Genomic DNA, 14,511 nt, shown 5'->3' with positions numbered 1-14,511 from the left:
TGTTGAAATACATCCATGCTCTGGGTGCCATCGGCACTGGACACGCTTGCGCCTGCGCGATGCCGTACTCATTAGACTTGTACTGGCCACGCCGCTTGCTCACCGACAGCGTGCTGCCGCCAGAGCTGCTGTTCGGCTATCTCAACAATGCTGTCTATTACAGCAACTGTTTGATACCGGGATCAACACCAGTGTCGGGGGTGACCCGATCATCACGTTTTCGCGGGGTATCGTAATCGAACGAATCGAAGGCCTTTAACGAGGGCGACAACTTGATTGGGGATGGTTCGGTCGGGCTGACAGGATTTGAATCTGCTACCACTTGACCCCCAGTCAAGTGCGCTACCGAGCTGCGCCACAGCCCGGAGCCTAATGATTCACCGCCTTGGCAGCGCGTATCCGCTCAAGCTTTCCAGTCCGGTTCTCGCCCGTCAGAATCGACCGCCGTCACGCGGCCGTCGAACCCAGCACCAGGTGCAAACGTCCGGCCGAACCGCTTTATCCCCCAGAGCGTCGATTACGGCATGTCACTCGGACCAACCGTAAACCGGCTCCGATTCCGGACGCAATCCGGTAACTGCTGGCTACGGCATTGATTTGAGCCTCACCGGGATCGCGACTGAGATGTACTCTGAGGACGGAGTTTTCCGTTTACCACAGGCTTCGACCGTCATTGGGGGGCGCCTCGTACCCGGTTATGCTTCGCTGATGCCGGTTATGAGCAAGACCGTTGAGGTCGGGCCACCGCCGCATCGATCCCGGCCATTGTCGCCTGTCGCCGACTTCGAGGCCTACCCCCAGTGGCATGAGGAGGTCAAGGGCGTCTGGGTGCTCGCCCGCTACGGCGCCGCCGGGCGTCCCAGCCAGTTGCGTCTCGACACCGAGATTCAAGGCGCGACGGGTACCTATATGCAGGCTGTGTACTCCCCGACCACGAACCAGATTTAAACAGTCATGCAGCAAGGTGACCTATTTACCAAGCAGGAGCAACTTTTCAGCCCGGTGGAGATTGGTTGCGGCCAGCTTGTTGACGGTGGACATCGATGTCGAGTCCAGCACGCCGGTGTCCGCGACGATGGTGAAAGCGCTCCTAAACAACGTGCTTGACCACCTTGCCGAGAACCTCAAGCTGTGCGCCGAGCAGTTGGCAGCCAACTAGGGTCGGCTGATCGTGGGCTCGTTCGAAAATGCAGAAGCGGGGCTAGTATCTGGTTCAGGTAATCGCCGGCTTTGTATTGCACAGGTCCGCGACATCGATGACCAGAGCTACCGCTGCCTAACTCCTCAGCAAGAGGGTGTACTTTCGACGCCTATCTCACAGATTTTCCTGCTGTTGTTGTCAGCAGAAACGCACGACAGACGTGCTTGTCCTTAAGTAGTGTTAACGAATACGATATAGTGTTGAAAACGATGGGTTTTCGCGTTGTACCTGGTTATCTAAAATGACTCGTGTTGAGTGATGCGTGGCTAGATTTTTTGACGTACACACGCTTAGCGTTATGTGATGGTAATGTGTACGGAGGGAACAGAAGTCATTTGTGATTGTCGCACTGTAGTGGGTATCGGCGGCTATTACTTCACTATCTGGTCGGCCCGGCAAGTCTGGCTAATGCCTCTGCAGCCAATCAGTTTATGTGCGGTACCGGTGCGGGGACATGTCGCGGTAGCCCTCCGGGCGGTAGCGTTCAATAATTAAGAAAAATGAGCTTCAGTGCAGGACTCGGGCTGGTTCGGCCCAAGGTCCTGGCGCAGTCCAGAATCTCGGTCAGTCGTCGGTGTGCCGCGGCCGGTGAATTGCCAGCGGGCTTGCTCGACTACGGTGGCCGCGGCAGACGGAGCACGGCTATAAGTTTCCGATGGTTCTCGGCCGCGATGCGGATCGGCTGTGTACACCACCTCGTCATCGGTCGCATTCACGCCTACACCTGCTGCCTGACGCCCAGTCTGGTTGTGGGTTAATCTAAGGCGGGTAAATGTTTCCCGTTCGCAGATCCGCGGACATGATAGCCGCCCGAAAGTGGCCTGCGACCTCTCTCTGGCCAACTGTGTTCGGGGTAGCAGCCGTCGGCTGCGTGGATAGGGCTGCTTTAACGTGGCTGGCCAGGATTTTCGAGGGCTCGTCCGGGCCAGGAGAAGGAGTCGGGGTTGAACTTAACTGGGGCTTGTGATGAGACCCGAGGCCCTAGTGTGGCACGAACCACACATGCCTTATCAAATGTCAACTGCCACAAGTAGTGCACGACCAAAGAGTAAGATATTAGTACCGCGCACCTTGCGGGCTACCTCGCACAGGCCATTAGCCACCCTATTGCGCTCGGCGGCAGAACTGGGTTAACCACCTCGAGCGGCCCGCACTGATGCGACCATAGGCGACGGCGTTGAGGTTTCCTGGCACCACGGTTACATGAGCTGATCTGCGGCACCGTCGAAACTGGGTGCTGATGGGGGTGGCGGCCGTCGTCGGGTTAGGGCACCGGGTGATGATCCTGTTACTCAACAGCCCGCAAGACCTCGCGCCGTTGCTGGCCGCCAACATACTTGGGTCCCATTGCGGCCGTGCCGAACTTCCGGTTCACTTTGGCCTAGACCGTCGCCCTGCTCGAGGAGTACGAATCACGGGTGATGTTCGCCGAAGCCGTACTGGCGCCAGGGGTCACCGCTGTTCGTGACATCCAACCCGTGCTAAGTAATGATTGTCTCCACCGATGGCTCCTCTGAGGAGCATATGTCCAGCTAGAAAGATCTAGTCAATGAGCCCGGCGAGGTACCCGAATCGGTGGATATCGCGAAAGACTCACCGCCTCTCATACATACATTATGATGTATGTATGAGTCGTCCCATTAGGGTACCGTGTTGGCGCACATCAACTTGCTTGGCCGGGCAATCACGTCGTTTTATCTAAGCGGAGCCAATATTAACAGCGATATCGGTTTCATCGGCGTCCTGTTGTTCCACATTGCTGGCACCGGCCACATGCTGACCGGTGTTCTGCTGGGCATATCTGTAGCCAATGCCGGCGACTTTCTCCGAAGCCCTGATGCGGGCAGCATTCGGTCCGGCCGAGATGTCGCTGGTCACTTGCCTGCGGGCTGGGCGACGCGCGAACCGTAAGCGCGGATCGGTCGGCGCGGTAATCCAGACAGTCGCCGCCCGGGTGATGGTCGACGAGAACATGAACGACGTAGCTGTTGGCTGAAGTGGTGGAAACCATTTACCGACCGCCGACATGGATGAGCGGTTAATTTGGAACAACTCGGCAGCTACCTCGGAGGTGTTTGCTGGCGGCTGGTTCCATTCCGAAAACCTCACTTAAAGAGGCCAGGATAGCTACTCTGGGAGGTGGATCGCAAGAAGTACACGAGATCACCACCGGCGGTGAGAACATACTCACCAGCCATCCCGACATGGTCGAGGTCTCCACCAGCGGGTAGGCTCACAAAAAGTGGAGCGAGATGCCGATCGCGGCTGTAAAGAATTGAGCATTTGCGGCTCGCAAGGACTAACTGAGTTCTTGACTGAATCGGCTCGCGCGCTACAAAACACCCTGCAACGCTTGAGATTGTAATGCGACTGCTTCGCAACCCAGCAGGTAAGGTGCTCCAGCATGCCTACCCGACACAGTGCTGGAGCATGAAGGCTCCATAATGCACCGTTTCGGTGCTGCACACGTATTGGAAGGTTGGGCATCAAAACATCTAACACGATCCGGTCTAGATCACCGGAAACCGACTTGTGACAGTCGATCGCGCTAATACATCCTTTACATTCTTTTGGCCCGGGCAGGGCATTCGACAAGGATTGTTTTAGTTGGTTTTTGGTAACTACAAAGGTGTGCCGATTCGAAGAGAGTCCAATGCGGGCGCTGCAGAGTGTAGGTGCATGTGGTGGTCGTTCGGGCCGAAAAGCACGATTTCGCTGCTGGCGTCGAACGCGGTATCATTTGCTGTTTCGCAGCAAGGTTGTCACTCATTTGGTCGACCTACGCACCAACTCAGGTATCGACCACCGTGCCGTTCAGTAACGTGGCTCACTGAATTAGTATGATAAACAGGCATTTCGATACATGCATCCACACGGTGTCGGCATCATCGCCGCGTAGATCGCGACAACCGCGTCCATGGATACTTCGATCACGATGGTCGGCGACGGCCAACAGCATACTTAGCTCATCGGCTTGATGGTCTAAATACAGTCCTTAGGGCACCTTTTCACTGCTGATCCAGCCGACGAAGGAAGGCGCGGGTGCGGTCCGGTCGACGCAGGCTTTCGGCCTTGACGACGGTAGCGTACACGTTTGCCAGCAGATACCCACACAGCAAGCCCTCCCACATCGAGGACAGGTCAGCCACCAGCAGACCAGCGCCGATTCCATGCCCCGGAGCCCGAGGCCACATTCGGTTACTGGGCCACGGCGCGGCCATCTCCTCACCCAGTGCCATTTCTGCGGATGCCAACTGTAGCTCGTTCGGTGGACACCATACACGAGACGGGGGTGCGGTCCAACGTTGAGGCATTGACCAACAGGGGAGAGGTACTTTGTCGGTGTTGAGCAGCGCAAGCATGGCGATTACGTCTTCGGGTCAGGACAATGTTATAGAATGCTCGACTTCTTGGGCCATCAACAGTCGTACGGCACCGTCGATCGACAGTTGGCCACGTACGGATCAAACCAAGTAGCCCAGCCCGCCCGACGGTTAGCAATGTAGCCGCCTCGACGCCGACACCTTCGCGGTCGCCGACGGCTGCGGCAACGCACTCGGTGTAACCCAACACGTTGGCACAAGATGAAGTCCGGTTACCCGCCAATCATACCTGCCAGGTAAATGAGCCCGCTTCTTGACCAGTCGCTGGCTCATTGGCAGGGTGCGCACCCACCGTCGCCAAGCCTAACCCAGCGTTAGCGTCGTGCAGCGGGTTAAAAGTGCAGAGCGCTAAATCGCCAGTCTAAAACCAGACGGTCAGGCCCGTCCGCTGCAGACACCGCGTAAACCAGCGACCGCAACCCCAACACGCCACCCTGCTCTGTCTCCTCGGCAGACTCGACGTGCAGCTCACTGTACAGGGTGTCCCCTTCGTGGACGGGTCCGGTATGGTCGCAGGATCTCCAGCCTAAAACCGTAGCCAGATTGGGCAGCATCCGACCGGCCTGGGCCAGTGCCAGGCCAATGGTGTATCCACCGTATACCAGCCGGAGCCCTCTTACCCGCGAATCATGGTGTGTAGAAGCAATATTCAAAGTAAGCCTAGCTAGTTCAGTTGCACTGCTGACGATGTCGCCGGTACTGCGCAACACCGCACCAGCTATACCGGTGTCGAAATGCGGCCCGGGCACCCGTTCCCGGAAAGCCGCTGCGTCCCACTGTCTGGTCGGATCGGAGGCCGACACGACGGCGTCGGCGCCGACGGTGGACAAGTCATCGTTGCGGTTCAATGTGTCATTGGGATGCCAAGCCGCACTGGCAGGCAGCATGGCACAGCGGTAGAAGTCAAGCACCAATCGATCGTCCTGGTCGATTGTGGTCATTCGCAACGCCACCATTCCGGTCGGATCCCTGCCAGGTTTCGCCGAATTAGCCTGTAAACCAACTACTTCGGTTCGGGTGTAGAGGGTGTCTCCTATGACCGGAAAGCGATGAAATTTGAGCCCGCGATAGAACAGATTTGCTTTCACCCGCTGGGTGACCAGCGACGATTGCCCGATCGCTACATCGCAGACCAATCCTGGATGTGCCAGTGTGGCGTGTGCGCCTATCACTGCGGCGGATAGCTCAGCGTCCAGAACCAGGCGCATCCGGTCGCCCACAATTGCCTGATGAACAGCAGCCATCCCTGACGTCAGTGTCAACGCCGGCGCCCAGTCAAACACCTGACCAATTGAGAGGTCGTCGAAGTAGGGGCCGCCTTCGCCCTGGCCTGCAGGCCCGTTAGTAATCATAACGCCACATGCTGGCACATTACAGATCCGGGAACAATACGGAGGTCGACGCGAATGAACAGTTGAGCGCAACAAAGACGAAGAAATACTGTTCTCCACCGTGCGGCTATTCGTGCGAATACGATGTCGAACGTTACGTCCGGGACACGCCACTGATGATCCTCGGAGAAGGCCACAATACAATCCAGCACAATGCGATAACCGAGAAGCTGGTTACTGGGGAGGAATCTGAGCACGTCTTTGACGATACAGGATAAGTTTTCTTACAACCGAATTCGTGAAATCTACGCCAGCAACTGACTGGTGCTGTATGTTTGTCTGACTTCGAAAAGAGGAAACCTGGCATCAACGGCTAGCCTGTTACAGTGGAGGAAAGGCAGTCGCCATGAGTACTTCGCCATCTCTTGACCCTGGTTCCTCAAATTGGCCCGTACAAAAACCAGGGTGACAAAGACAGCAACCCTGTTGGCCGGGGTCACAGGGAAGTTAGCAGGGTCGGCAGCCAGATACCACCTCGTCTAGGCGATTCTGTGCACAATCTTGTGCCGCCTTCTGTTTGGTATTGTGTCGATAGTGTGCTCTGCCAACGTATCCAGGCCGTGTAGTCAAGAACGCTATGCTGAAGTGCAGTTCGCGACCAAATAACACAAAGAAATGGGCAATCATCAACGCTATCTTTGACTATGGTGTTGCCGCTATCCGCATAATATCCCTATGTTTTTCTTTTCGCGGTGGTCGTCTCGAACGCTCTTTTTGTTACCACCACCACCACCACTTTTCGGGCTTCTGAGACAGAAGGCATAAGTGCATGCGGCGTTGAGTATCAACAGGTTTGATGTGTGGATCGCCGCCGCTACACTTAGTCTACTGTCTCCCGCGTGATCGAATCCAAAAGCCCCCCAGGAGAGTGGTTACCAGCGTCGATCGTGTGCCCGAGGAGCGAAAGATAGGCCGTTCGCCAGCGTAAGATTCCGGTGCGTAAGGTTGACGGTACTGTCGGAACCGGGTAACAGAGCCCCAGGACCACTTAGAATAGCACGAAAATACGTAGTTTACAACGCTTCAATCTATACGCAAAATTTGGCTATCTCCCAGCCACTGCCTAGCACCTTGAGCATCAAGGCCGGGCTGTGGCGAGTACGCGCCACTTGTGCGCTCGCTACGGTAGTCAAGGTGCCGAATTCTGCTAGATTGCCAACGCTGCAGAACGATAGACCGCTACTGCTCAACACGATATCGGTTCATCGACGGGTCCAGCTGCGCGACGGCAAGCGCCTCTAGCAGAGCGGCACAGGAATAGATAGAAAATGCGTTATGACGCTGCTGGTGGTTGAATCTGATCCGCAAAATTTCGCGTAGCTTTCCACGAAGATCTGGTCGGTGATGCCGGGAACACAGGCAGGACCGCGTTCGGTTAGCCAGCACGTGAACTCCGGTCCCATTTGTAGGATCAAGTAGGTCGTCGACTCGACAATGATCACTGTACGATCGGCAGATGAACCCTGGATCACGATGAAAGCTGCAGTATAACAAAGTATTTCGTCTCGTGCTTGCACGATAGTCAGTATCGGTGTTCGAACCGAAGGTAACGATAACACCAGCGGCCGGTGCGACGTTCAGAGTACTGCGACACCGATAGGTCGAACAACCAGAACATCGTTTCACCCGAATAGTTCTTGACCAGAACGTTCTTGCAGAGCTTCTCACTGTCAATGCATGGCGGTTGCGTTTCGAGCACAATGGATCGCAGGAACTTGAAGTTCGCCAAGCGGTCCCGCAGCCAAGTTAGCAGCACGTCGGCAAATTGGTCAGTGGCACCATCCGAGTCTAGGTTCTGCGCCACCGCCATCACGGGTTGACTTATTTCTTCATCGGGAACACCGAACACCGCTGCGTCAAGCACCTTTGCGTGGTTAACCAGAAGGTTTTCGGTGTCTTGTGGAAGATATGCTGCCCCGCTTGGCGACTAGTGGTCACTATGCGACACATCGGTGACATCGCCTGGTCAAGAGATCAGCTGCGCCAAGTTCAGTTGTCGGGCCACCGTTCCAGATCGTCGCCTTGGGATAGACGCTTGCTTACAATGACTCAGCCGCGGCCGAGCGGCAGTGATGACAATCTCGACCAGACAGGTGGTCTTGGATTGGGTCACATAGACATACAAGTAGTTCAAAGTGAACTTGTAAGTCAATCCCTAATTTCTAGAGTGGTCACATGGACACCGGGGACTTATTCGCCGTTGGCAAGTTAGCGAATCGCATCGGACGCACAGCATCAGCAATCTCGTTTTACGAGAACCAAGGTCTGATGACCGCAACCCGATATCGGCTGACGGACAACACCGATTCGAACGACAGATGCTGCGGTGCCTGGCGTTCATCCGGGTAGCTCACAACGTCAGATCGAGCCTCGACGAGGTCGTGGATACACTGATGCCTCCGCCGGATAGAGGTATACTCTAACCTGTGTCGACTGAGCTTGGCTTTCCAAGGACTGGTTCATCGACTGCAGCAGTCTGTCGCTGAAGCGATGCGCTTTCTCGAATCTAGGCACTCGGTAGCCTGTCGCCGGATTAAGTGTGGTTTATCTATCGAAGTCGTTGCGGCGATAGACGATTGGCTGTTATTCTGCTTGTGCCAGCCGTTGCTTGAGTGATTCCAACTCGCCCTGCACGCTGGTGGGCAATTTGTCGCCGATGAATTCGAACCACTCTTCAATCAACGGCAGTTCATTGCGCCACTCAGCGGGGTCGACCGCGAGAGCTTTGACAACATCGTCGCTATTGATGTCGAGTCCGTCCAGGTCCAGGTCCGCGGCGGTCGGCACGATGCCGATCAGTGTGTCCTGTCCGCCTGCCTTGTGTTCGATGCGGTCGACGATCCACTTCAACACCCGGCTGTTCTCGCCGAAGCCCGGCCATAAGAATTTGCCGCTTTCTCCGCAGCGGAACCAGTTGACGAAGAACACCTTCGGTAGCTTGGACTCGTCGGAGTGCTTGCCCAGGTCGATCCAGTGCTGGAAGTAGTCGCTGACGTGGTAGCCGATGAATGGCAACATGGCCATCGGGTCACGCCGAACCGTACCGACCTTGCCTTCGGCTGCAGCGGTCTGTTCGCTACCCATGGTGGCTCCCATGAAAACGCCGTGCTGCCAGTCGCGGGCCTGCGTTACCAACGGCACTGTAGTCTTGCGGCGAGCGCCGAACAGAATGACTGAGATCGGCACACCCTGCGGGTCGTCCCACTCCGGCGCCAGAACCGGGCACTGTGACATCGGCGTGCAGTAGCGTGAATTCGAATGCGCTGCGGGGGTCTTCGTCTTGCCAGCGTACCAATCGTTGCCCTTCCAGTCGATCAGATGCGCAGGCTCTCCCTCCAGGCCCTCCCACCACACGTCGTTGTCGTCGGTTAGCGCAACATTGGTGAAGACGGTGTTACCCGCCGCGATGGTACGCATGGCGTTCGGGTTGGACTTCCAGTTGGTGCCCGGCGCGACGCCGAAGAATCCGAACTCGGGGTTGACCGCGTACAGTCGGCCGTCCTTACCGAACCGCATCCAGGCGATGTCGTCTCCGAGAGTTTCAGCGCGCCAGCCCGGGATTGTCGGTTGTAGCATGGCGAGGTTGGTTTTGCCACAGGACGACGGGAACGCCGCCGCAAGGTAGTAAGCCTTGTTCTCCGGGGAGATGAGCTTAAGGATCAGCATGTGCTCGGCGAGCCAGCCCTCGTCGTGGGCCATCGCCGAGGCAATGCGCAGAGAGTAGCATTTCTTCCCTAACAGTGCGTTGCCACCGTAACCGGAGCCGTAGCTCCAGATCTCGCGGGTCTCCGGGAAGTGGCTGATGTATTTGGTCTCGTTGCATGGCCACGGCATGTCTTGTTGACCCGGCTGTAGCGGGACACCCACCGAATGCAGGGCCTTGACGAAGAACCCGTCGTCGCCGAGCTTTTCTAGGGCGAATGTGCCCATACGGGTCATAACCTTCATCGACGCGACAACATATTCGGAGTCGGTGATCTCTACGCCCAACTTCGGATTCTCGGCACCCGGCGGGCCCATGCAGAAGGGCACCACCCACATGGTGCGGCCGCGCATGCAGCCGCGGTACAGCTCGTTCATAATAGACCGCATCTCGGCGGGGTCCATCCAGTTGTTGGTCGGTCCGGCATCGATCTCACGCTCGGAACAGATAAAAGTCCGTGATTCCACCCGCGCCACGTCAGAAGGATCAGACAACGCCAGGTAGGAGTTGGGGTGCTTCTCATCGTTCAGCTTCTTGAAGGTGCCTGCCGCTACCAGTCGTTCGGTGAGCCGTTGCCATTCTTCATCGGAGCCGTCAGCGAAAACTACCTGGTCAGGATGTGTCAGTTCAGCGACCTCCTCTAGCCACGACAGCAACTCCTGGTGGTTTGTTGGCGCGGTATCCAGACCGGGAATAGTCGCTGAAGTCATCGAAGTCTCCCTCTCCATGCATTCTTCTGCGTATTTAGTCGGCTTCTCTTGGTTGTTGATGCACTCGTCTGTATTTGGCAACACAAACACTTTATCTATAGGCTATCGTTACCAACTTGTTTCAGAAGTGTGGGGCAGGTACATGCCTCCTTACAGCAAGGATTCAGAAGTCCGAAAAACGTCAAGAATTGCCGTCATTCACACTCCTCGAATCCGGATCGTTGGTTTCGATCGGGCCTGCCGAGTCCTGAAGCCTCGACGCCTTCCGGAGGGGTATGCCCGACTCGCCCAGTTCTGCTACGCACAAAATCGAGCACGGCTTGCACCGCCGACACTTCCCAAACACGGCATCGCGGTGCTGAACGCCGACTTGGAAGCCGGTACCCGAGCCGCGACCAGCTTTTCCACCGTGGATCGCAGCGACGTCGTCACGTTGCCCACCCACCAGTCCAGCACCACACGGTTACGACAGGGCTGGCGCGTCTGGATTCCGGATTGCCGCCGAAATTGTAGCAGCAGTTCCGAGACGCCGAGTGTCGGGCCACACTTCGAAGGCTGGCGGGGCAACAGATATACTCATCATCCACGCTACCTCGGTGAGGTGTAGTACGATGACCTGCTTATCTGCGTTACTCGACCGCGTGCATACGCCTCAGAACCCGGCATATCCCGCCGAGGTAAGTTGGCTGTCTCCCTATTTAACTAGCCGTGCACCGACAATAACAATTGCGTTCAAAGTAAGACTGCAAAGTAAGACAATTGGCTCCAAGCCTGCTGGATCAGACCGCGCAGCCTAATTATATGGTGCGCTCAAAATTCGATTGGCACCGCTCCCGCAGGCCCGTGCTGCACGCAACACGTCAACCCATGCCACCCGGGCTCGGTCATCGCGCCATTGTGTTGGGCCGCCTAAGGAGAGTCCACAAGTATGGCGTCGACCAAATCGTCTGCCTGTGGTTCACCGACCATCAGGCCCGGCGGCCAACAACGAAGAAGAAGTAGGGGCACTTGATAATAATAGTAGTAGGACGCGTGCGCGGCCAGTGCTTCGCAGTTAGCGGTAACCACGTTGCGCCAAGTCCGGGGCACAGTCTATCGTGGACACTACCTCCGTGTTATCGACGGCAGTGTCCAGGAGAGCACAGTCCGATTCCGTCAGTTCAGCCGCTGCAGAAACGACGAACAACAGCGGCAGCGGGGCATCACCGGATCCCAGGTCGGTCAACTTGACGAACTCGTGCTGCGTCAAGCGTTAGTTTGAGTGCCGCTGCCACACCAGTTACGCTGATCATCCCCGATCCAGTTGCGTCAGTGCCACTGCGCCGCGTTTAATTGAGTAATAAACTTCACTCGGGGCTTGACTGCCGCCATCCGGGCGGCTGGCTCGCGTAAGCGGTGTTGATCACCGCGCCTCCCTAGCGTCACCGGACGCAAGCAGCCCGAGACCCCCGAGACCAGAGCCGTACCGACCCCTCTAAGGGATACCCGAGCTGCATGAACCATGAACGATGCGGCTCGCTCAACAGGTCGAAGTTTCCGATGCTATGCTGCCGAACGAACGCCGTGTCGTCCACGGCAGATGCGCGGCAGGATCGTCAGCTAGATCGGCATCGGCGGCTATCCGAGCGACTAGATTGTATAGTAAGTAATTATTAAGGGATAAGAACTCGCCGACCCATTCATCGCAGACGAGGAGAGCCTCCAATTCAATTGCGCAACGGCACTCGGAAACCGTCGGTAACGCACCTCATCGTCAACGGCAGCGACCTTGTTGACAATGACATCGACACCTCTACCTCGCCCCCCAGTAAAGCCTGCACTTGTCCAGCCAGATCAGGTCGAGCGGATCTAGTTAAGCGCCGCCAGCCCGCGACTGGAATCGGGCTTTCACAACCAATGAAACCACCAGATGAGCGAGCCAGGTTTGCATAGCCGCCCGAATCGACGGCTATGCGCTTGCAGTGCGGCCCGCAGCGTGTCGACGAATAGAGATCGTCGAGCTCGACGACGATGTGTAAACCTATCATCTGGCTGCCCGGTTACCTCCACCAGCGCCGAAAATGCGTGCAACGGTTTCCACACCACTGCGAGGGGTCCGTTTCCGGTGAACCCCGCCAAATCTGCCTTGTTAAGCACCGGCGCGCTCGACGATCGCCGTCATACTCCCGTCAGCGGCCCTCGACGCAAACCAAGCAAGGTGGTTAACAAAAATCTGGCGCTCCTCGTTTTGTCACGTCCTTCGCTGGCCCAAACCAATTAGCCTGACCTCCTGACCCCTTGCTGGTTTTGCTTTTTCGGGTGCAAAGTTTGTTTCATTACCCAACCCGGCTAGTTTGCCGGAGGCCGATCACACCCCACCGAATGGTGACACCTTCGTCGCCAAGATGCGAGCCATCGTTACCAGTTGAAAGCAACTGTTGGATATCAATCTGGACCAGGGACCGGCTACGTCAAGGATTCATACGCCACCATGGACAAATGCATGCGCAACCCGAGATGAGGTTACGTCCCGCCACGCCGGTAACAGTGAGATCTCCAGCTAGCCCAAACTGCGGAGCGGACTCGTACCCGTCGTTAGAGCCGTGTGAAACAAACCGACCTGAGCCTGGCTCCGAACAAAGCGGTGCGGCACGCTATTTACCGGTCATTGCTTTTCGTACGCGACACTCCGCCTTGTCACAAGCCCAGCGCCAGACCTGGGAGCGGTTATGGCCGGAAATAGGCATTTCGGTGGTGCCCCAAACCCGCAGCGGCGAGCGGCTGGACACCGACGCGTGGTTCGGGCGTTCCGCTCCAGTGGTGCTTGAGATTGGCTGCGGCAGCGGCACTGCAACGCTGGCCATGGCGCAGCACGAACCCGACATCGATGTGATCGCGGTGGAAGTTTACCGGCGCGGGCTGGCGCAGCTATTGTGCGCGATCAATCGAGACCAGGTGCACAACATCAGGATGATTCACGGGAACGCGCTTTACTTGCTGCAGCATCTGATCGCACCGATGTCGCTGACCGGTGTTCGTGTCTTCTTCCCCGATCCATGGCCGAAGGCACGCCACCACAAACGCAGGCTACTGCAACCGGCTACGGTTGAACTGATCGCCGACCGGCTACTCCCCGGTGGGGTCCTGCACACCGCGACGGATCACCCCGACTACGCAGAGCAAATCGCCGAAGTCGGCGACGGCGAACCACTGCTGAGTCGTGCCGATGGCAGCACCCAGCTGCCAATTGCAACCGTTCGCCCAACCACCAAGTACGAAACGAAAGCGCAGCATGCCGGCAACATCGTTACCGAGTTGATTTGGAAAAAACGAAGTTGATTTGCAAAAAGTGAAGTTAATTTGCCGAAAAATCGAAATTGATCTCGCAAGCAATGCGCTCGATCTTGATAAACCGATAACTATGCTGGTGGTCGCACAAGCAACCGTTGCAGTGGTCCCGGAAACACCGGAGCCGCCTACACCGACGGCACGATCCGGCAACTGCGTCGAGACCCGGAGGGTAGCCTCGCTCCCCCGGCCAGGTGTGTGATGCTGGTGCGGGATGCGCCCAATCCTGACATGGGCTTGGGCGCCATCGTGGCCCGCCGTCGGAACGTCTGCGTTTCGACACGCTGGGTCGCTGGCTGCTCACGTGTACGGCAGATGGTTGCGGCCGGTTATATACAGACAGCACGATCAGACTGAAGGTCACCGTGTTCATCAACATAGCGCAGGGCAGCGTCGACGTGGTTCGGCCGTGGTTGTATGCGCTACGTAACGTGGAATTTGCGATCTTCGTTAAGCTGAAAATTGACGATGGCAGCCACAGGCTGGCCCACATCAAGCAGTGGTACAACGAAGGGCTAGCAGAGCTAGTGGTCTCTGCGTACGGTCAAGCGTTCCGTCAAACGCTGGAAAGAATCGCGCACTCCGGAATAGACGTTCAAATGATCGGCTTTCGTGAACACACTAGTTTGGGCGCTAGCGTCGGCTACCTTAGAGTTCGTCGACCTGGAGGACATCGCGGGTATTTTCCGAGAGCCATTGCCGCGAATCAGCCTAGATGCGCTGTCTGCACAAGGAACGTGGCACGTGCCATTTCCAGCCGCTGGCTGCGTTATTAAACTCGCGTGTGTGACACTGG

Annotated in this window: 8 protein-coding genes, 1 tRNA gene and 2 pseudogenes; 4 read left to right on the top strand and 7 right to left on the bottom strand. The window is 56.9% G+C overall.

Annotated elements, in window-relative coordinates; all coding sequences use genetic code 11:
• Nucleotides 1-291: 291 nt before the first annotated feature.
• Nucleotides 292-365: transfer RNA gene (locus MLPF_RS13340), tRNA-Pro, on the bottom strand.
• A 343-nt stretch (nucleotides 366-708) separates the two neighbouring features.
• On the opposite strand from MLPF_RS13340, the pseudogene MLPF_RS13335 reads away from it, so the two are divergent.
• Nucleotides 709-1,159, top strand: a pseudogene (locus MLPF_RS13335) (SRPBCC family protein).
• 1,740 nt (nucleotides 1,160-2,899) lie between these two features.
• On the opposite strand, the gene MLPF_RS13330 reads toward MLPF_RS13335, so the two are convergent.
• The 5 genes from MLPF_RS13330 to MLPF_RS13310 form a co-directional block, all read right to left on the bottom strand.
• Nucleotides 2,900-3,310, bottom strand: a complete 411-nt coding sequence (locus tag MLPF_RS13330) for a hypothetical protein (protein ID WP_156147312.1) — start codon at nucleotides 3,308-3,310, stop codon at nucleotides 2,900-2,902.
• A gap of 899 nt (nucleotides 3,311-4,209) precedes the next feature.
• Entirely contained in the window at nucleotides 4,210-4,440 is a 231-nt protein-coding gene (locus MLPF_RS13325) for a CoA transferase (protein WP_050039400.1), read from the bottom strand.
• A 476-nt stretch (nucleotides 4,441-4,916) separates the two neighbouring features.
• A complete protein-coding gene (locus tag MLPF_RS13320; protein WP_045843962.1) occupies nucleotides 4,917-5,936 on the bottom strand; it encodes a MaoC family dehydratase in 1,020 nt (339 codons plus the stop codon).
• Nucleotides 5,937-7,497: 1,561 nt separating this feature from the next.
• Entirely contained in the window at nucleotides 7,498-7,857 is a 360-nt protein-coding gene (locus MLPF_RS13315; RefSeq protein WP_082082451.1) for an AMP-binding enzyme, read from the bottom strand.
• A 701-nt stretch (nucleotides 7,858-8,558) separates the two neighbouring features.
• Nucleotides 8,559-10,388, bottom strand: a complete 1,830-nt coding sequence (locus MLPF_RS13310) for a phosphoenolpyruvate carboxykinase (GTP) (RefSeq protein WP_045843966.1) — start codon at nucleotides 10,386-10,388, stop codon at nucleotides 8,559-8,561.
• A 142-nt stretch (nucleotides 10,389-10,530) separates the two neighbouring features.
• On the opposite strand from MLPF_RS13310, the gene MLPF_RS13305 reads away from it, so the two are divergent.
• Complete coding sequence (locus tag MLPF_RS13305) at nucleotides 10,531-10,995, top strand: hypothetical protein (RefSeq protein ID WP_156147318.1); 465 nt, start codon at nucleotides 10,531-10,533, stop codon at nucleotides 10,993-10,995.
• Nucleotides 10,996-11,442: 447 nt separating this feature from the next.
• Here MLPF_RS13305 and MLPF_RS13300 read toward each other — a convergent pair whose 3' ends face one another.
• On the bottom strand, nucleotides 11,443-11,613 hold the full coding sequence (locus MLPF_RS13300) for a hypothetical protein (RefSeq protein ID WP_156147317.1): 171 nt from the start codon (nucleotides 11,611-11,613) through the stop codon (nucleotides 11,443-11,445).
• A gap of 1,421 nt (nucleotides 11,614-13,034) precedes the next feature.
• On the opposite strand from MLPF_RS13300, the gene trmB reads away from it, so the two are divergent.
• Together trmB and MLPF_RS13290 are read left to right on the top strand one after the other, a co-directional pair.
• Nucleotides 13,035-13,706, top strand: coding sequence for a tRNA (guanosine(46)-N7)-methyltransferase TrmB (gene trmB / locus MLPF_RS13295; protein ID WP_045843965.1), 672 nt, complete (start codon nucleotides 13,035-13,037; stop codon nucleotides 13,704-13,706).
• 210 nt (nucleotides 13,707-13,916) lie between these two features.
• Nucleotides 13,917-14,505: pseudogene (locus MLPF_RS13290) on the top strand (NYN domain-containing protein).
• The last annotated feature ends 6 nt before the right edge of the window (nucleotides 14,506-14,511 follow it).

It is taken from the genome of Mycobacterium lepromatosis (genome assembly GCF_000975265.2).
Taxonomy (GTDB): domain Bacteria; phylum Actinomycetota; class Actinomycetes; order Mycobacteriales; family Mycobacteriaceae; genus Mycobacterium; species Mycobacterium lepromatosis.
This window is presented reverse-complemented; position numbering and strand designations above follow the sequence as displayed.